At 61.9% G+C, this 17,190-nt stretch carries 19 protein-coding genes; 12 read left to right on the top strand and 7 right to left on the bottom strand.

Annotated features, from left to right (window positions below):
* The first annotated feature begins 501 nt into the window (after nt 1–501).
* The 6 genes from hemA to BJQ17_RS27695 all read left to right on the top strand — a co-directional run bounded on the left by hemA (nt 502) and on the right by BJQ17_RS27695 (nt 5,852).
* Entirely contained in the window at nt 502–1,779 is a 1,278-nt protein-coding gene (hemA, locus tag BJQ17_RS27720) for a glutamyl-tRNA reductase (protein ID WP_003247394.1), read from the top strand.
* Nucleotides 1,776–2,858: a peptide chain release factor 1 gene (gene prfA, locus BJQ17_RS27715; protein WP_003247392.1), complete on the top strand. Its 1,083-nt coding sequence runs from the start codon at nt 1,776–1,778 to the stop codon at nt 2,856–2,858. Before hemA ends, prfA begins: the two co-directional genes overlap by 4 nt.
* Nucleotides 2,858–3,688, top strand: coding sequence for a peptide chain release factor N(5)-glutamine methyltransferase (prmC, locus tag BJQ17_RS27710; protein WP_014859520.1), 831 nt, complete (start codon nt 2,858–2,860; stop codon nt 3,686–3,688). Before prfA ends, prmC begins: the two co-directional genes overlap by 1 nt.
* Nucleotides 3,682–4,437, top strand: coding sequence for a molybdopterin-synthase adenylyltransferase MoeB (locus BJQ17_RS27705; RefSeq protein WP_003247388.1), 756 nt, complete (start codon nt 3,682–3,684; stop codon nt 4,435–4,437). Before prmC ends, BJQ17_RS27705 begins: the two co-directional genes overlap by 7 nt.
* A complete protein-coding gene (gene murI / locus BJQ17_RS27700; RefSeq protein ID WP_070096903.1) occupies nt 4,430–5,227 on the top strand; it encodes a glutamate racemase in 798 nt (265 codons plus the stop codon). The genes BJQ17_RS27705 and murI overlap by 8 nt, the downstream gene beginning before the upstream one ends.
* A 106-nt stretch (nt 5,228–5,333) precedes the next feature.
* A complete protein-coding gene (locus BJQ17_RS27695; protein WP_003247385.1) occupies nt 5,334–5,852 on the top strand; it encodes an acyloxyacyl hydrolase in 519 nt (172 codons plus the stop codon).
* A gap of 123 nt (nt 5,853–5,975) precedes the next feature.
* Here the strand turns inward: BJQ17_RS27695 and BJQ17_RS27690 are convergent, their stop codons facing one another.
* The 5 genes from BJQ17_RS27690 to BJQ17_RS27670 all read right to left on the bottom strand — a co-directional run bounded on the left by BJQ17_RS27690 (nt 5,976) and on the right by BJQ17_RS27670 (nt 11,051).
* Nucleotides 5,976–6,674: an SDR family oxidoreductase gene (locus BJQ17_RS27690; protein ID WP_070096902.1), complete on the bottom strand. Its 699-nt coding sequence runs from the start codon at nt 6,672–6,674 to the stop codon at nt 5,976–5,978.
* 11 nt (nt 6,675–6,685) lie between these two features.
* Nucleotides 6,686–8,113 carry a deoxyribodipyrimidine photo-lyase gene (gene phrB / locus BJQ17_RS27685; RefSeq protein WP_070096901.1) on the bottom strand — a complete coding sequence of 476 codons (1,428 nt, stop codon included), beginning with the start codon at nt 8,111–8,113 and terminating at the stop codon, nt 6,686–6,688.
* Complete coding sequence (locus BJQ17_RS27680; protein WP_070096900.1) at nt 8,104–9,003, bottom strand: MerR family transcriptional regulator; 900 nt, start codon at nt 9,001–9,003, stop codon at nt 8,104–8,106. The genes phrB and BJQ17_RS27680 overlap by 10 nt, the downstream gene beginning before the upstream one ends.
* Nucleotides 8,993–9,961: a DUF523 and DUF1722 domain-containing protein gene (locus BJQ17_RS27675; RefSeq protein WP_003247377.1), complete on the bottom strand. Its 969-nt coding sequence runs from the start codon at nt 9,959–9,961 to the stop codon at nt 8,993–8,995. Before BJQ17_RS27675 ends, BJQ17_RS27680 begins: the two co-directional genes overlap by 11 nt.
* Nucleotides 9,962–10,064: 103 nt before the next feature.
* Nucleotides 10,065–11,051, bottom strand: coding sequence for an NAD(P)/FAD-dependent oxidoreductase (locus BJQ17_RS27670; protein ID WP_014755328.1), 987 nt, complete (start codon nt 11,049–11,051; stop codon nt 10,065–10,067).
* A 187-nt stretch (nt 11,052–11,238) separates the two neighbouring features.
* Between BJQ17_RS27670 and BJQ17_RS27665 the strand changes: the two genes are divergently transcribed.
* Entirely contained in the window at nt 11,239–12,144 is a 906-nt protein-coding gene (locus BJQ17_RS27665) for a TIGR01777 family oxidoreductase (protein WP_003247373.1), read from the top strand.
* A gap of 13 nt (nt 12,145–12,157) precedes the next feature.
* Complete coding sequence (gene hemH / locus BJQ17_RS27660) at nt 12,158–13,174, top strand: ferrochelatase (protein ID WP_070096899.1); 1,017 nt, start codon at nt 12,158–12,160, stop codon at nt 13,172–13,174.
* A gap of 35 nt (nt 13,175–13,209) precedes the next feature.
* Here the strand turns inward: hemH and BJQ17_RS27655 are convergent, their stop codons facing one another.
* Nucleotides 13,210–14,475, bottom strand: a complete 1,266-nt coding sequence (locus tag BJQ17_RS27655) for a uracil-xanthine permease family protein (protein ID WP_070096898.1) — start codon at nt 14,473–14,475, stop codon at nt 13,210–13,212.
* A gap of 2 nt (nt 14,476–14,477) precedes the next feature.
* Nucleotides 14,478–15,116: a uracil phosphoribosyltransferase gene (upp, locus tag BJQ17_RS27650; RefSeq protein ID WP_003247366.1), complete on the bottom strand. Its 639-nt coding sequence runs from the start codon at nt 15,114–15,116 to the stop codon at nt 14,478–14,480.
* 163 nt (nt 15,117–15,279) lie between these two features.
* Between upp and BJQ17_RS27645 the strand changes: the two genes are divergently transcribed.
* From BJQ17_RS27645 to BJQ17_RS27630, 4 genes are all read left to right on the top strand, one after another.
* The gene (locus tag BJQ17_RS27645) at nt 15,280–15,837 is read left to right on the top strand and encodes a hypoxanthine-guanine phosphoribosyltransferase (RefSeq protein WP_003247364.1); all 558 of its coding nucleotides are present in this window, start codon (nt 15,280–15,282) and stop codon (nt 15,835–15,837) included.
* 2 nt (nt 15,838–15,839) lie between these two features.
* Nucleotides 15,840–16,313, top strand: a complete 474-nt coding sequence (locus BJQ17_RS27640) for a WbuC family cupin fold metalloprotein (RefSeq protein WP_003247362.1) — start codon at nt 15,840–15,842, stop codon at nt 16,311–16,313.
* Between the two features lie 51 nt (nt 16,314–16,364).
* On the top strand, nt 16,365–16,835 hold the full coding sequence (locus BJQ17_RS27635) for a hypothetical protein (protein WP_003247361.1): 471 nt from the start codon (nt 16,365–16,367) through the stop codon (nt 16,833–16,835).
* A gap of 68 nt (nt 16,836–16,903) precedes the next feature.
* On the top strand, nt 16,904–17,190 hold a 287-nt coding region (locus tag BJQ17_RS27630; protein WP_003247360.1), incomplete at its 3' end, for a PA4642 family protein.

Genomic DNA, 17,190 nt, shown 5'->3' with positions numbered 1-17,190 from the left:
GTAGCGTAGGGGCCGGATGATGGGAGCTGACGGCTTTGGTTACTTTGGCCACGACCAAAGTAACCCGCCGGAAGGGCGGAAAGGTGACTACGCGCCACCTTCGCGAATGAATACCTATTTAATGTGGATGCTCACATCCAAGAAGCAAGAAGCAAGAAGCAAGAAGCAAGGAGCGAACTCGTCTGTTTTGACTCGGCGAACCGTCCATTTGCGATGGCGACGCTGACTCACCTTTTCGCCGGTATGGCTCACCCACATGGGTTACAAATCAGTTCACGCACATAGGTAACAGCCTTTAACTGGCAAGGACTGCGTTCGGCCTCCTGAAGTCGCGAAGATCAGAAGCAGATCAAAAGCGGGAGTGAAACCTGAAATCAACGTTGATACTGGCCCGCGAGCGGCGATAGCCGCAGGACTATCAGCACAATAGCGAACGGTGGTTGTCCTGAAACCTGCGAAAGAGGACAATTATCGGCTTCCCGTCACAACCAGCGACCTTGCATGGCCTTTCTTGCACTTGGTATCAACCATAAGACTGCCTCGGTAGACGTACGCGAGCGCGTGGCGTTTACCCCAGAGCAGCTGGTAGACGCCCTGCAGCAGCTCTGCAGACTGACGTCCAGCCGCGAGGCGGCGATCCTGTCGACCTGCAACCGCAGTGAGCTCTATATAGAGCAGGACCACCTGTCCGCCGACGCCGTGCTGCAGTGGCTGGCCGACTATCACCGCCTCAGCCTCGACGAGCTGCGCGCCAGCGCCTACGTGCATGAAGAGCACGAAGCCGTGAAGCACATGATGCGCGTGGCCTCGGGCCTGGACTCGCTGGTTCTCGGCGAGCCTCAGATTCTGGGCCAGATGAAGTCCGCCTACGCCGTGGCCCGCGAAGCCGGTACTGTCGGGCCGTTGCTTGGGCGCCTGTTCCAGGCCACCTTCAGCGCCGCCAAGCAGGTGCGTACCGATACGGCCATCGGTGAAAACCCGGTTTCGGTTGCGTTTGCCGCGGTCAGCCTGGCCAAGCAGATTTTCGCCGACCTGGGCCGCAGCCAGGCCCTGCTGATCGGTGCCGGCGAAACCATCACCCTGGTCGCCCGCCACCTGCACGAGCAGGGCGTACGCCGTATCGTGGTGGCCAACCGCACCCTGGAGCGCGCCAGCATCCTGGCCGAGCAGTTCGGTGCGCATGCCGTGCTGCTGGCAGACATCCCCCAGGAACTGGCCAACAGTGACATCGTGATCAGTTCCACCGCCAGCCAGTTGCCGATCCTGGGCAAGGGCGCGGTCGAGAGCGCACTGAAACAGCGCCGACACAAGCCGATCTTCATGGTCGACATCGCTGTACCTCGCGATATCGAAACCGAAGTAGGCGAGCTGGACGATGTCTACCTGTACACCGTCGACGACCTGCACGATGTAGTGGCAGAAAACCTCAAGAGCCGCCAGGGGGCGGCTCAGGCGGCCGAAGAGCTGGTATCCGTGGGCGCCGAAGACTTCATGCTGCGCCTGCGCGAACTGGCGGCAGTGGACGTGCTCAGGGCCTATCGCCAGCAAAGTGAGCGCCTTCGCGACGAAGAACTGCAAAAGGCCCTGCGCCTGCTGGCCAATGGCGGCAACCCCGAAGACGTGCTGGCCCAGCTGGCCCGGGGCCTGACCAACAAACTCCTGCATGCGCCCAGCGTGCAGCTGAAAAAGCTCTCGGCCGAGGGCCGCCTTGATGCGCTGGCCATGGCCCAGGAACTCTTTGCCCTCAACGAGGGCTCCACGGACAAATCCCCGCAATGAAAGCGTCGCTGCTGAACAAACTGGAAATCCTCCAGGACCGTTTCGAAGAACTCACCGCCCTGCTCGGTGACGCCGAGGTTATTTCCGACCAGACGCGTTTTCGCGCCTACTCCCGCGAGTATGCCGAGGTAGAGCCGGTCTACGCTGCTTATAAAGAGTGGCGCAAAGTCCAGGACGACCTCGAAGGTGCCCAGGCGCTGCTCAAGGACAGTGACCCGGACCTGCGTGAAATGGCCGTGGAAGAGGTGCGTGAAGCCAAGGAGCAACTGCTGACGCTGGAGGCGCAGCTGCAGCGCATGCTGCTGCCCAAAGACCCCAACGACGGTCGCAACGTGTTTCTCGAAATCCGCGCCGGTACGGGTGGCGACGAGGCAGCCATCTTCTCTGGTGACCTGTTCCGCATGTATTCGCGCTACGCCGAAAAGCGCGGCTGGCGCCTGGAAATCTTGTCCGAGAACGAAGGCGAGCACGGCGGCTACAAGGAAATCATTGCCCGCGTCGAGGGCGAGAATGTCTACGGCAAGCTCAAGTTCGAGTCCGGTGCACACCGGGTTCAGCGTGTGCCCGAGACCGAATCCCAAGGCCGTGTCCACACTTCCGCGTGCACGGTGGCGGTGCTCCCCGAGCCGGACGAGCAAGCCGCCATCGAAATCAACCCGGCCGACTTGCGCGTGGACACCTACCGTGCCTCCGGTGCCGGCGGCCAGCACGTCAACAAGACCGATTCGGCGATCCGTATCACCCACTTGCCCACCGGTATCGTGGTCGAATGCCAGGAGGAGCGCTCGCAGCACAAGAACCGTGCTCGCGCCATGTCCTGGCTGTCGGCCAAGCTGAACGACATGCAGACCAGTGCCGCGCAGAACGCCATTGCCAGTGAGCGCAAGCTGCTGGTGGGGTCCGGTGACCGCTCCGAGCGCATCCGCACCTACAATTATCCACAGGGGCGGGTGACCGATCACCGCATCAACCTGACCTTGTATTCGCTGGACGACATTCTCAGCGGTGGCGTAGACGCGGTGATCGAACCGCTGCTGGCCGAATACCAGGCCGATCAACTGGCCGCCTTGGGGGACTGATGACTGTCATCGCCAGCCTGTTGCGCAACGCGCAGTTGCCTGAATCGCCCACTGAGCGCCTGGATGCCGAACTGCTGCTGGCTGCGGCCATCGGTAAATCGCGCAGCTACTTGCATACCTGGCCCGAGCGTATCGTCAGCAGCGAAGATGCCGAGACCTATGCCGGCTACCTGCAGCGCCGCCGTGGCGGCGAGCCAGTGGCCTATATCCTTGGGCTGCAGGGCTTCTGGAAGATCGACCTGGAGGTTGCGCCGCATACCCTGATCCCGCGGCCGGATACCGAACTGCTGGTCGAGACGGCGCTTGAACTGCAACCCGCTTCGCCAGCCAAGGTTCTCGACCTGGGTACGGGTACGGGGGCCATCGCTCTGGCACTGGCTAGCGAGCGCCCGGCCTGGCAGGTGACAGCGGTTGACCGGGTAGAGGAGGCTGCTGCCCTCGCCGAGCGCAACCGCCAGCGGTTAGGCCTGGCCAACGCTCGGGTACGGGTAAGCCACTGGTTCGACAGCCTGACCGGGGAGCGTTTCGACCTCATTGTCAGCAACCCGCCCTACATCGCCGCTGAAGACCCGCACCTGGTGGCCGGCGACGTGCGCTTCGAACCCAGCAGTGCCCTGGTGGCCGGTGCCGATGGCCTGGACGACCTTCGCGTGATCGCCGCCCAGGCCCCCGCGCACTTGTTGCCAGGTGGTTGGCTGCTGCTGGAACATGGCTACGATCAGGCGGCAGCGGTACGTGCTCTGCTGGCTGAACATGGCTTTATCGAGGTGGCCAGCCGCACGGACCTGGGCGGCCATGAACGCATTACCCTGGGGCGACTGCCATGCTGAGTGATCAGGAACTGCTGCGTTACAGCCGCCAGGTGCTGCTGTCCCAGATCGACATCGATGGCCAGCTGCGGCTCAAACAGAGCAAAGCGCTGATCATCGGGCTGGGTGGCCTGGGCTCGCCAGTCGCCCTGTACCTGGCCGCCGCTGGCGTGGGTGAGCTGCACCTGGCCGACTTCGACACCGTCGACCTGACCAACCTGCAACGCCAGGTTATCCACGACAGTGCCAGCGTCGGCATGAGCAAGGTCGACTCGGCCTTGCAGCGCTTGCAGGCAATCAACCCGGAAGTCAGCCTGGTTGCTCACCGCCAGGCACTGGACGAGGACTCGCTGGCGGCTGCGGTGTCGGCAGTCGACCTGGTACTGGACTGCTCCGACAATTTCTCTACCCGCGAGGCGGTCAACGCTGCCTGTGTCGCCGCCGGCAAGCCGCTGGTCAGCGGAGCGGCAATCCGTCTGGAAGGCCAACTGTCGGTGTTCGACCCGCGGCGCGACTACAGCCCGTGCTACCACTGCCTGTACGGGCATGGTAGCGAAGCCGAACTGACCTGCAGCGAAGCTGGCGTCATTGGCCCACTGGTGGGGCTGGTGGGTAGCCTGCAGGCGCTGGAGGCAATGAAGTTGCTGGCTGGCTTCGGTGAGCCGTTGGTCGGCCGCTTGCTGTTGATCGATGCCCTCGGCACCCGTATCCGCGAGCTTCGTGTCAAGCGCGACCCGGCTTGCACGGTCTGTGGTAAGCGCGATGGCTGAGCGCTCGGCGCCGATCGGCGTCATGGACTCGGGGGTTGGCGGTTTGTCGGTGCTGGCCGAGATCCAGCGCCTGCTGCCCAACGAAACGTTGCTGTATGTGGGCGATTGCGGGCATATACCCTACGGTGAGAAGTCGCCGGACTATATCCGCGAGCGCTGCCGGCACATTGCCGGGTTCTTCCATGAACAAGGCGCAAAGGCCATGGTGTTGGCCTGCAACACCGCCACGGTGGCTGCAGTGGCCGACCTGCGCGAGTTGTATCCGACCTGGCCGTTGGTGGGCATGGAACCGGCCGTCAAGCCTGCAGCGGCAGCCACCCGCTCGGGCGTGGTCGGTGTGCTGGCCACCACCGGTACCCTGCAGAGTGCCAAGTTCGCAGCCTTGCTCGACCGCTTCGCCAACGACGTACAGGTTATTACCCAGCCTTGCCCGGGGCTGGTCGAACTGATCGAAACCGGTGACCTTGCAAGTCCGGCGTTGCGCCAGATGCTGCAAGGTTACGTGCAGCCGCTGCTGGCAGCAGGTTGCGATACGCTGATCCTCGGCTGCACCCATTACCCTTTCCTTCGCCCATTGCTGGCCGGCATGGTGCCGAATGACGTGGCCATCATCGACACCGGCGCGGCCGTGGCGCGTCAGTTGCGACGGCTGCTGGGTGCCAATGATCTCTTGGCCGAAGGCCCGGCCGGCGCTGCACGCTTCTGGACAAGCGCTGACCCAGAAGCCTTAAGAAAAATCCTACCTGTGCTGTGGCATAAGTCTGACGATGTGCAAAGCTTTGCGTTGTGAAAAAAACGTGAAAAAAGGCTGAACTATCGTTCCACTTCTGCTTTCTACCGCTTTGCCTGAGATGAGGCGGACACTAACAACAGCATCAGAAAGAAGGATGTTTCTTATGAGGAAACTGCTCGGCTTGGCAGCGGCTGCTGCCTTTGTTTTGGGGCAAGCGATGTCGGCACAAGCTGCCGATGTTTCGTTTTCGGTGGGGCAGACCGGCGATTCGACAATGGTTTACCGGCTAGGGCTGCAATCGAATTGGGATGCGAGTTGGTGGCAGACCAGCGTTGGTCGGCTGACCGGCTATTGGGATGGGGCCTACACCTACTGGGATGGCGACGAGACCGCAAGCAATCACAGCCTGTCCTTCGCGCCCGTGTTCGTCTATGAATTTGCCGGGGAGTCGGTGAAGCCTTACATCGAAGCCGGGATAGGGGTAGCGGCGTTCTCCAGCACCGAGCTGGAAAGCAACGAGCTGGGTTCGGCTTTCCAGTTTGAGGACCGCATCGGCTTTGGTTTGCGCTTTGCCGGCGGGCATGAGATTGGGGTGCGGGCGATTCACTATTCCAACGCGGGCATCAAAGAGCCCAATGATGGTGTAGAAAGCTACAGCCTGCATTACAGAATGGCGCTCTGAGTTCGCCTGCATTCGCCACTTCGCGGGCAATGCCCGCTCCTGCCGGCATACCACAGCACTCAAGGTCTGGGTAATTTGCAGGAGCGGGCTTCCCCGCGAAGACGGTAATGCTGATTTCAGGTGTTAACGCGCCAGCGGCCACAGGCTACTGAGGTCCAGCGTCTCCAGGATCAGTTCGGGTTCTCTCTGAGGCCAACGCCGCAGCAACTCCTCTGCGGCACTGCCGGGCGTCCACGCCTCCGGTATCGCCTGTGCCGACGTTAGCGTAACCTTCAACGATTGTGGCCCTACAATGGTCAGTGCTACCCCTTGGTCCTCAAGGGCCTTGCGTTGCTCACGCATCCATTGCGGCAAATTGTTCCAGCCCGCAGTCACCTGTGTCGGTGCAAACAGCTGCAACGCCGAATAGCGGTTGAAAAGCGCCATCACCTGCGGCGACCGACCCTTTTCCAGCAACGGCAGCGCTTTGCTCAGGCAATGCTCTGCGGCCAGCTGGTTGGTAGTGACGATCGCTTCGATCAGCTCACTGTCACTGGCATTGTCTGGCAGGTAATCGGTGGTGCCGGTGTTGAGGATCAGCCCGTCCAGCGAACACCAGGCATGGCAAATTTGTTGGCACGCATGGCTGACGTGTTGTTCTTCATGCAACTGCCACGGCAACCGCAACAATTGGCTGCCGTAGCGTGTCCCCAAATCATCCAGAGCATCGCTATCCTTGCCACTCGCGGCAACGCGATGTCCTTCATCGAGCATCCGCTCCACCAAAGCCAAACCAAGTCCGTTGCTTGCGCCCGTAACCCAGAAACTGCGTGAGTTAATCAACACGTTATCCCCTAATTCTGCCGGCGTGGCAGCCCTTTGAACGCTTCCAGGGCCCGCTGGCGACTGCTGCTGAGATCTACGATTGGACTAAGGTAAGAAGTATTACCGAAAAGGTCCGTCGATTTAATGGGCTGATGGATGGCTTTTTCATCGAGTGCTTGTAGTTCTGGTACCCAGTGGCGAATGAAATGCCCCTGAGGATCGAAGCGCTGCGACTGCGAAACCGGGTTGAAGATACGGAAATAGGGCACCGCATCGGTGCCGGTGGACGCACTCCACTGCCAACCCCCGTTGTTGGCGGCCAGATCGCCGTCTATCAGGTTTCGCATGAAGTGTCGCTCGCCCTTGCGCCAGTCAATCAGCAGGTTCTTGCTGAGGAACATGGCCACGATCATGCGCAAGCGGTTGTGCATCCACCCGGTGTGCAGCAACTGGCGCATGGCGGCATCGATGATCGGGAAACCGGTGCGGCCCTGCTCCCAGGCCTCCAGGTCTGCCGGGGCGTCACGCCAGGGCAAGGCTTCGGTCTGGGCGCGGAAGGCGCGGTGGCGCGAGACCTGTGGATAACCGCTCAGGATGTGCTTGTAGAACTCCCGCCAGAGTAGCTCGTTTATCCAGGTCTGCACGCCCATGCTGCCACTGTCGAACTCGCCCCGGTTGCTGGCCAGTGCACCGTGCAAGCATTGGCGGGGCGAAATCACGCCGGCGGCCAGGTAGGGGGAAAGCTGGCTGGTACCAGGCTTGGCAGGTAAGTCGCGCAAGTGGTGGTAGTCGTCGATGGTTTCGTCCAGGAAGCGTGACAGGCGGGACTGTGCCTCAGCTTCACCGGCTGGCCAGTGGTCGCGCAGTGCGGGCGTGGTTTTTCCGAACCCCTCTACATGTTGCGGGATTGGGTCGCTGCCGATGTTCAGCGGGGCCTGGCGCTTCACCCGCCCTGCCAGGGCCGGCAGGCTGCGGTGCAGATGCTCCAGGCAGGTTTTCTTGAACTGGCTGAACACCTGGAAGTAATCGCCACTGCGAGTGAGTACGGTGCCCGGACGGAAGAACAGCTGGTCGAGGTAGCTGTGCGCCTGGATGGCCGACTTTTCCAGCAGTGCCCGGGTGGCATCATCCCGGCGCTGCTCATTGATGCCGTACTCCTCGTTCCAGTGCACGCTTTGCACCTGATGTTGGCGACAGACATCGAGCACCGCCTGTGGCGCCTGGTCCCAGGTATCGATTGTGCGGATCAGCAGGGGGATGTTCAGCTTTTCCAGTGATTGGCGCAGGTCATGCAGGTTACGCAGCCAGAAGTCGACTTTGCAGGCGGCATCGTCATGGGCTTGCCATTGTCCGGGGCTGACCAGCCACAGGGCGATGGTCGGGCCGCGCTCGGTGGAGGCGCTGAGTGCAGTGTTGTCATCGATACGCAGGTCGCTGCGCAGCCAGGTCAGGTGCATGGGGCATTTATCTCTACAGGCTGTCGATCATGGGCTTGAAGCACGCGCAATGCCGCCTGCGGGGTGTCGAACAGGAAAAGGTCGGGTAGCTCAAAAGCCTTCACGCGGGCTTCATGCAGCGCCAGCGTGGCACCACCCAACAGCTTGGGGATTGGTAAGCCTTGCAGGGTGCGTAGCAACGCCTTGTCGTCGATGCGTGGGCCCAAGTGCAGGAGTAAGGCGCGTGGTTTGAGCGCGTTGACGGCGCTTAGCAATTGCGGGCCTGCGACGGGCTGCTCGAGCACCTCGACCGGGAAGCCATTGCTGGTGAGCAGCCAGGCGCACAACCATAAGTCTGGGCTGAAGGTGCGTTCGCTGTCTTCGGCCAGCAGCACGGCGGGCCCTTGCAGCAGCTGGTTGTCGTGGTACACGCGGGCACCGAGCTTGCTGCGCAGCCAGCTGTGGAAAAACACCTGCTCCAGCCGAGCATTGAAGTAATTGCGCCAGCGCTGGTCGAGCATGTCGAGCAGCGGCAGCAGCAGTTGTTCGCACAGGGTGACTGCCGGGTACAGCGCCATGGCCTGGTTAAGTTGCTGGTCGAGGGCGCGCTGTGAAAGGCCGGCGATGGCTTCGATCAGCTGGAATTGCCTGGCTTGCCAGTCCCCCTTCGGTGGGGTGCTGGCGGGTTTGTCGAGCAACTCGCGGACTTGGCCGACCGACGCGCCACGCTGCAGCCAGGCCAGGACCGCCTCGACGCGTTCGACCTGCTCAAGTGGGTACAGGCGATGCCCCTTGGCGGTGCGCTGTGGCTTGAGCAACCCATACCGGCGCTCCCAGGCGCGCAGGGTGACCGGGTTTACGCCGGTGCGACGGGCAAGTTCGCCGATGGGCAGCAAGTCCTCAGACCGCATTGCGCAAACCCAGGCTCTCGGGGTGCGGCTGCAGGTAGGCTTGTTGCTGCAGGTAGGGGTCTGGGTGCTTGCGCAAATGGTGTTTGAGCAAGGTCAGTGGCACTACCAGTGGTACCACGCCTTGTTGGTATTGGCCGATGACTGCCTGCAACTCGGCCTTGTCCTGCTGCGTCAGGGCATCCTTGAAGTAACCGCTCAGGTGCTGCAGCACGTTACTGTGGGTGCCGCGGCTCGCGCAGCGGCGCAGGGCTTGCATCAGCTGGCTGAAATAGCGCGGGCCGATGCTCTGTGGTTCATCAGCCTTGCTCATGCTGCCAAGCAGGCGGCCGAGGGTGCGATAGGCCTGGGGGTTATTGGCCATCAGCAAATACTTGTAGCGCGAATGAAAGCGTACCAGCGCGCCACGGTTCAGGCCCTCGGCCAGCAGGCGCTGCCAGTCGGCGTAGGCGTAAACGCGGCTTATGAAGTTCTCGCGCAGCACGGGGTCATGCAGGCGGCCTTCTTCCTCTACTGGCAGGTCCGGGCGCAATGCACAGAAAGCCTGGGCATAGACGCCGCGCCCACCATGCACGGCCGGGTGGCCATTGTCCTGATAAACCTTTACCCGTTCCAGGCCGCAAGAAGGTGACTTCTGCATGAAGATGTAGCCGCAGATGTCGTCGAGTTCGTTGGCCATCTGCTCGCCATAGGTGCGCAGCGGGTCGGTCAGGTCCTTGCCGGGGTCGCGGGTGCCGACCACTTCGGGTTGCTCGGGGTTGCCGACCAGGCGAATCGGGTCGCGCGGAACACCCAGGCCGATTGCCACTTCCGGACACACAGGTAGCCAGTCGAAGTGCTGTTCCAGCTGTTTACGGCACAGGTCGGAGGCCTTGTGGCCGCCGTTGTAGCGCACGCTGTGCCCGGTCAGGCAGGCGCTGATGGCGATACGCGGCTTGCGGTGGGCGGAAGGGTCGTGCATGGCTGCCTCCGAAAATAAACCTGTACGTGACTCGAAACTTGTACAGGTTTATTTCAGCACAGCGCTGAAGTTATGCAAACTAGTATTTTTGTATAGTTCGGCATCACTCAAGGTGTTCGAGCAAGCGCCGCGCCGCTTCCTGGCCACTGAGCCATGCGCCCTCGACGCGGCCGGACAGGCACCAGTCCCCACAGGCGTACAAGCCCTGGTCGGCATCGGCCAGTGCGCCCCACTCATGGTTGCTACTGGGGCGGGCATAGAGCCAGCGGTGAGCCAGGGAGAAGGTGGGCGGCGGTACCACGCAGCCGACCAGTTCGGCGAATTCACCCCACAACTGTTCGATCACTTCTTCCTTGGGCAGGTCGATGTGTTGCCGGCTCCAGTCTGAGGTCGCGTGCAGTACCCAGGTGTCCAGGTGCTCGTCGCGGCCGGGCTTGCTGCGATTGCGGGCCAGCCAGTCCAGCGGGTTGTCCTGCACGAAGCAGCCTTGCATTGGCGTATCCAGCGGTGCCTGGAAGGCGAGGGCGACGGCCCAGGTAGGTTCCATTTGCACGCCAGCGGCAACGGCAGCCAGCTTCGGTGTGGCGGCCAGAAGTGGCGTGGCCTGCGGAGCCGGGACGGCGATGACCACACGGCTGTAGGGGCCGTGGCTGCAACCTTCGGTGTCTTGCAGGTGCCAGTACTGCTTGCCGCGAAACACTTCCGCTATGCGGCAGCCGAAGTTGACCGTGACGTCCTTGAGCAAGCCGCGGGTAATGGCGCTCATGCGTGGCACGCCTACCCAGCGCGTCTGCTCGTCAGGGGAAGGGGTGAGTTCGCCGTCACGGTAGTTATACAGTTGAGGTTTCCATTGTTCGGCCCAGCCGGCGGCCACCCATTGCTGCACCTGATCGACAAAGCGTCGGTCACGTGCAGTGAAGTACTGTGCGCCCAGGTCGAGCGCGCCGGCTTCGCTGCGCTTGCTGGCCATGCGCCCGCCACTGCCGTGGCCTTTGTCGAACAAGTGCACGGATTGCCCGGCCTTTTGCAAAGCCTGGGCGGCTGACAAACCGGCGATGCCGGCCCCGATGATGGCGATAGGTATTGTCATGATGGCCTCTTCAAACCTTGCTGTGAGCAGACTACGCTGTCAGGCAAACCTGTACAATGCAAAAATTCTGTATAAGGTTATTCCGTGTTGGCGGGCAGGTTGGCCTATGTTTATCCGAGAGCGTCGGGTCAAAAAAGTGCCTTGCTGTTAAAAATAGACCACCGATGCATTCTGCGAGGACACAGCCATGCATATATTGCTGACAGGTGGCACCGGTTTGATTGGCAAGCATCTGTGCCAGTACTGGCTGGGCCAAGGGCATCGGCTTACGGTTTGGAGCAGGCGTCCTGAACAGGTGGCAAAAATCTGTGGTAGCGGGGTGCGTGGTATCGCGCGCCTGGAGCAGCTGGAGGCCGACGATCATCTTGATGCGGTGGTCAACCTTGCTGGTGCGCCGATTGCCGACAGGCCCTGGACGGCCGCCCGGCGCAACGTGCTGTGGGCCAGCCGTGTCACCCTTACCGAGCAATTGCTGGCGTGGTTGGGCACCCGTGAGCAGCGCCCGGAGGTGCTGATCTCCGGCTCTGCGGTAGGTTGGTACGGAGACGGTGGCGAACGCGAACTGACCGAGGCTTCACCCCCGGTGCGTGAAGATTTCGCCAGCCAGTTGTGCATTGCCTGGGAAGAGACCGCCCAGCGTTCGCAAGCCCAGGGGATCCGCGTGGTACTGGTCCGTACTGGCCTGGTGCTGGCCAGCGATGGCGGCTTTTTGTCGCGCCTGCGCATGCCCTTCAAACTGGGGCTGGGCGGGCCTTTGGGCGACGGGCGGCAGTGGATGCCCTGGGTTCATATAGACGACCAGGTCGCCCTGATTGATTTTCTCTTGCAGCGCAAGGATGCCAGCGGTCCTTATAATGCCTGCGCGCCGGAGCCTGTACGCAACCGTGAGTTTGCCAGGCGACTGGGCCGAGCCCTGCATCGGCCGGCGCTGTTGCCAGTGCCGGCATTGCTGCTCAAGGCCGGGCTTGGCGAGATGTCGACCTTGCTGCTGGGAGGCCAGCGGGCGCGCCCGGTACGCTTGCTGGAAGCAGGCTTCACCTTCCGTTTCAACGATCTGCAATCGGCGCTGGACAACCTGTCCAGTGGCCTCTGACATAGGACGCTGCATGACCGATCACGCCCTGCTGCTGGTCAACCTGGGTTCCCCGGCCTCCACCTCGGTGGCCGATGTGCGCCGTTACCTCAACCAGTTCCTCATGGACCCGTACGTGGTCGACCTGCCGTGGCCGGTGCGGCGCTTGCTGGTGTCGCTGATCCTGATCAAGCGCCCTGAGCAGTCGGCACACGCCTACGCTTCGATCTGGTGGGAGGAGGGCTCGCCTCTGGTTGTGCTGACCCGTCGCCTGCAGGCAGCGATGGTCGAGCACTGGCCCCATGGCCCAGTGGAAATTGCCATGCGCTACGGCCAGCCAGCGTTGCCTGATGTGTTGGAGCGGCTGGCCGCCCAAGGTGTGCGCAAGGTGACTTTGGCGCCGCTTTATCCACAGTTCGCCGACAGCACGGTGACCACGGTGGTCGAGCTGGCAAAACAGACCGTCAGCGAGCGCCAGTTGCCGTTGCAGATGCGTGTGCTGCAGCCGTTCTACGAGCATCCGGCGTACATCGAGGCGCTGGCAGCCAGCGCCCAGCCGTACCTGGAGCAGGGTTACGACCACCTGCTGCTGAGCTTCCATGGTTTGCCGGAACGGCACCTGAAAAAGCTGTTTCCGAAAGGGGTCAAGCACGACCTGCGCGCTGCCGATTGCTGCCACGGTGCAACCGCCGAAGTACGTTCGGTTTGCTATCGCGGGCAATGCCTGGCCACGGCCAAAGCCTTTGCGCAGAGCATGGGCATACCTGATGGCAAGTGGTCGGTATCGTTCCAGTCGCGGCTGGGCCGGGACAAGTGGATCGAACCCTACACCGAGACGCGGTTGGATGAACTGGCCAAGGCCGGTGTGAAGAAGCTGCTGGTGATGTGCCCGGCATTTGTGGCGGATTGCATCGAGACGCTGGAAGAGATAGGCATGCGTGGCAGCGAGCAGTTTGTCGAGGCGGGTGGCCGGGAGCTGGTGCTGGTGCCGTGCCTGAATGATCACCCGGAGTGGGTGAGGGTGTTGGCTGATATGAGTGAAAAGGCCTGAATCGAAGGGGCCGCCTTGCGGCCCCTACCGACCGTTTATACATCCAGCTTCTTGTGCTTCCAGCTGTCATTACCCGGCAGAATCAGGTTCAGCGCAATAGCCACAATGGCGCACAGGGCGATGCCCTTCAGGCCCCAGTCATCCGGGCCGTCACCGCTGCCGATCAGCACGCCGCCGATACCGAACACCAGTGTCACCGAGACGATCACCAGGTTGCGTGCTTCGCCCAGGTCAATCTTGTGGCGGATCATGGTGTTCATGCCCACCGCTGCAATCGAGCCGAACAGCAGGCACAGAATGCCGCCCATCACCGGCACCGGGATGCTCTGCAGCAGCGCGCCGAACTTGCCGATGAACGCCAGGGTAATGGCGAAGACCGCCGCCCAGGTCATGATCTTCGGGTTGTAGTTCTTGGTCAGCATCACCGCGCCGGTCACTTCGGCATAGGTGGTGTTGGGCGGGCCGCCGAACAGGCCGGCTGCAGTAGTCGCCAGGCCGTCGCCCAGCAACGTCCGGTGCAGGCCAGGCTTCTTCAGGTAGTCACGGCCGGTCACGCTGCCCACTGCAATCACCCCGCCGATATGCTCGATCGCCGGCGCCAGCGCAACCGGGACGATGAACAGAATGGCCTGCCAGTTGAACGCAGGGGCGGTGAAATTGGGGATTTCCAGCCACGGTGCGGCAGCGATCCTGGCGGTGTCGACCACGCCAAAGGCGAACGACAGGGCAAAGCCCACCAGCACGCCGGAGATGATGGGCACCAGGCGGAAAATGCCCTTGCCGAATACGGCAACGATCAAGGTTGTCAGCAGCGCTGGCATCGAGATCAGCATGGCCGTCTTGTACGGCATCAGCGCTGTACCATCCCCACCTTTGCCCATCGCCATGTTGGCGGCGATCGGTGCCATGGCCAGGCCGATGGAGATGATCACCGGGCCGATCACCACCGGCGGTAGCATGCGGTCGATGAAACCGGTGCCGTTGATTTTTACCATCAGGCCCATGAAGGTGTACACGAAGCCAGCAGCCATTACGCCGCCCATGGTCTCGGCCAGGCCGAACTGGCCTTTGGCGAGGATGATCGGCGTGATGAAGGCAAAGCTCGAGGCCAGGAACACCGGTACCTGACGTCCGGTGACCAGCTGGAATAGCAGGGTGCCGATGCCGGCGGTGAACAGCGCGACGTTCGGGTCGAGGCCGGTGATCAGGGGCATCAGCACCAGCGCGCCGAATGCCACGAAGAGCATCTGCGCGCCCGAAACGACCTGGCGCCAGAGCGGGTCGTTGAAGCCGTCCTGCATGGTCAGGCGTCCTTTTGCTTGGTGCCGAAGATCTTGTCACCGGCATCACCCAGGCCTGGCACGATGTAGCCGTGCTCGTTCAGGCGCTGGTCGATCGAGGCGGTGTAGATCTTCACGTCCGGGTGGGCTTTTTCTACCACCTCGATGCCTTCTGGCGCGGCGACCAGCACCATGGCGCGAATCTCTTTGCAGCCGGCCTTTTTCAGCAGGTCGATGGTGGCAACCATCGAGCCGCCGGTGGCCAGCATCGGGTCGATGATCAGGGCCAGGCGCTGGTTGATGTCCGGCGCGAGCTTTTCCAGGTAGGTGTGGGCTTCGAGGGTTTCTTCGTTTCGGGCAACGCCGACGGCGCTGACCTTGGCACCCGGGATCAGGCTGAGCACGCCGTCGAGCATGCCGATGCCGGCGCGCAGGATCGGTACTACGGTGATCTTCTTGCCGGCGATTTTTTCAACCGAGACCTTGCCACACCAGCCGTCGATCTCGTAGGTTTCGAGGGGCAGGTCCTGGGTGGCTTCATACGTCAGGAGCGCGCCGACTTCCTGGGCGAGTTCGCGAAAATTCTTGGTGCTGATATCGGCACGGCGCATCAGGCCAAGCTTGTGGCGGATCAGCGGATGGCGGATCTCACGAGTGGGCATAGGGGAGGGCTCCGAAAGGCGGGCAAAAAAACCGCGCTAGATTAATCTATTCAGCCTGTGCTGTCGTCTGGTCATTCTGGACGTTAGTCCATAAATGCTTGATCTGTGACGAGCGGATGCGTACCTTTGCCCGCTTTTCCAAAATGCCCCCCCGGAGAGCGCCATGTCCGCCGATCTCGAGCATATCCGTCAAGTCATGCGTGAAGCTGACTGCCTGTACACCGAAGCCGAAGTCGAAGCGGCCATCGCCAAAGTCGGCGAGCAGATCTGCAAGGACCTGCACGACAAGAACCCGGTTGTGTTCTGCGTGATGAACGGCGGCCTGATCTTCTCCGGCAAACTGCTGACCCACCTGCAGTTCCCGCTGGAAGCCTCCTACCTGCACGCTACCCGCTACCGCAACCAGACCAGCGGCGGCGAGCTTTTCTGGAAGGCCAAGCCGGAAGTGTCCTTCATAGACCGTGACGTGTTGATCGTTGACGATATCCTCGACGAAGGCCACACCCTCAGCGCCATCATCGAGTTTTGCAAGCATGCCGGCGCCCGCTCGGTGTACACCGCTGTGCTGATCGACAAGGATCACGACCGCAAGGCAAGCCCTGACCTCAAGGCCAACTATGTGGGCCTGCCTTGTGTCGATCGCTATATCTTCGGTTACGGCATGGACTACAAAGGGTACTGGCGCAACGCTAACGGCATCTTCGCCGTAAAGGGGCTGTAACCGTGCGCCAGCCTGCGTTCATCGACCAATCGCTGTTCGCCGGGCTGGCCGAAAAGGCCGCTGCCAATCCGCGCGGGCGGCAGCACCATAACTTTCACGCTATGGAAGAGCCCTGCCACCGCATGGCGGTCGGGCTGCAACCGAGCACCTACATTCCGCCGCATCGCCATGTGAGCGCCGACAAGGCTGAAACCTTGATAGCGCTCAAGGGGTGCTTTGGCCTGCTGATCTTCGATGAGCAAGGCGCGGTGACTGACAAGCGGGTGCTGCAGGCCGGTGGCGACTGTCTGGGTGTGGATCTGGCGCCTGGTACCTACCATGGCTTGGTGGTGCTTGAGCCCGACAGCATCCTGTTCGAGTGCAAGGCTGGGCCATACCGACCAGTGGGCGAGGGCGAGCACGCACACTGGGCGCCGCGCGAGGGTGAAGCCGGCGTGGCCGATTACCAGGCCTGGATGCGCGCGCAGTTCGATTGATATCGGCTGTACCCGGCATGCTAGAGTGCTCCTTCATACAAGGAGCCTCACATGCGTGCGATTCTTCCCCTCCTGCTGGCGGTCAGCCTGCCGCTCGCTGCCGCACCGCTGCACAGTCAGTTCCTGCCACCGGATGACCAGTCCCTGCGCCAGGAAGCGCCGACCAGCCAGCAATTGCTGCAAGTGACTGACTATTCGGTGGTCGTAGGGGCCCAGCGCCAGTCCGATCAGCAGCCGATCCCGATCACATCGTCGTTGCAGGTGCGCCTGAAGGGCAAGCCGCTGAGCAAGGGCGCGACCATTGCCCAGGTGCTGCTGACGTTCGATGGTGAAGCGGCCAAAAGCCTGAAAAAGCCTGTGTATGACGCTAAAACCCGCACCTTGAGCCTGAATTACCCGGTCAGCAACTACCGGGTGGTCATGGACCTGCTGCGTAACGAAACCCTGTACGTGCAGTTTCTGACTTACGGCAACGGCCATATCTGGGCCGACCTGCACACCGGGACGGTACGTACGCGTTGAGGCGCGAAGCCTGCGGGGGGTAAACTGCCGGCCTTCGAAATTCCGTGATGGTCCAGTTGGAGTCGGCAATGCGTAAAGACAAGAAACAGGTAATCGGTGACGAAATCAGCGACGACTACATCAAGTCGTTCCTTCAGTTCGAGCCGGCCGATGGTGTGACTTCGCCGTCGCTGCACAAGCTGGTCAAGGCCTACCGCGGCCTGCGCGTGGACGACTTTGAGCGCTTTGTAGGCTTCTTCGTCGAAGCTGGCCTGGACCTGGATGGCAAGGACGAGCACGGCAAGACCTTCGTCGAGCAGATTGCCGACCAGCGCAATGCCCCTGAGTACATCGAGATCATCGATAAAGCCCGCGG

The sequence above is a fragment of the Pseudomonas sp. NBRC 111139 genome (genome assembly GCF_001753955.1).
Lineage (GTDB): Bacteria > Pseudomonadota > Gammaproteobacteria > Pseudomonadales > Pseudomonadaceae > Aquipseudomonas > Aquipseudomonas alloputida.
This window is presented reverse-complemented; position numbering and strand designations above follow the sequence as displayed.

Bases quoted from the DNA above. Each gene is read 5' to 3' on its own strand.
- hemA (WP_003247394.1), top strand. From the start codon at position 502: ATGGCCTTTCTTGCACTTGGTATCAACCATAAGACTGCCTCGGTAGAC.
- prfA (WP_003247392.1), top strand. From the start codon at position 1,776: ATGAAAGCGTCGCTGCTGAACAAACTGGAAATCCTCCAGGACCGTTTC.
- prmC (WP_014859520.1), top strand. From the start codon at position 2,858: ATGACTGTCATCGCCAGCCTGTTGCGCAACGCGCAGTTGCCTGAATCG.
- BJQ17_RS27705 (WP_003247388.1), top strand. From the start codon at position 3,682: ATGCTGAGTGATCAGGAACTGCTGCGTTACAGCCGCCAGGTGCTGCTG.
- murI (WP_070096903.1), top strand. From the start codon at position 4,430: ATGGCTGAGCGCTCGGCGCCGATCGGCGTCATGGACTCGGGGGTTGGC.
- BJQ17_RS27695 (WP_003247385.1), top strand. From the start codon at position 5,334: ATGAGGAAACTGCTCGGCTTGGCAGCGGCTGCTGCCTTTGTTTTGGGG.
- phrB (WP_070096901.1), bottom strand. From the start codon at position 8,113: ATGCACCTGACCTGGCTGCGCAGCGACCTGCGTATCGATGACAACACT.
- BJQ17_RS27680 (WP_070096900.1), bottom strand. From the start codon at position 9,003: ATGCGGTCTGAGGACTTGCTGCCCATCGGCGAACTTGCCCGTCGCACC.
- BJQ17_RS27675 (WP_003247377.1), bottom strand. From the start codon at position 9,961: ATGCACGACCCTTCCGCCCACCGCAAGCCGCGTATCGCCATCAGCGCC.
- BJQ17_RS27670 (WP_014755328.1), bottom strand. From the start codon at position 11,051: ATGACAATACCTATCGCCATCATCGGGGCCGGCATCGCCGGTTTGTCA.
- BJQ17_RS27665 (WP_003247373.1), top strand. From the start codon at position 11,239: ATGCATATATTGCTGACAGGTGGCACCGGTTTGATTGGCAAGCATCTG.
- hemH (WP_070096899.1), top strand. From the start codon at position 12,158: ATGACCGATCACGCCCTGCTGCTGGTCAACCTGGGTTCCCCGGCCTCC.
- BJQ17_RS27655 (WP_070096898.1), bottom strand. From the start codon at position 14,475: ATGCAGGACGGCTTCAACGACCCGCTCTGGCGCCAGGTCGTTTCGGGC.
- upp (WP_003247366.1), bottom strand. From the start codon at position 15,116: ATGCCCACTCGTGAGATCCGCCATCCGCTGATCCGCCACAAGCTTGGC.
- BJQ17_RS27645 (WP_003247364.1), top strand. From the start codon at position 15,280: ATGTCCGCCGATCTCGAGCATATCCGTCAAGTCATGCGTGAAGCTGAC.
- BJQ17_RS27635 (WP_003247361.1), top strand. From the start codon at position 16,365: ATGCGTGCGATTCTTCCCCTCCTGCTGGCGGTCAGCCTGCCGCTCGCT.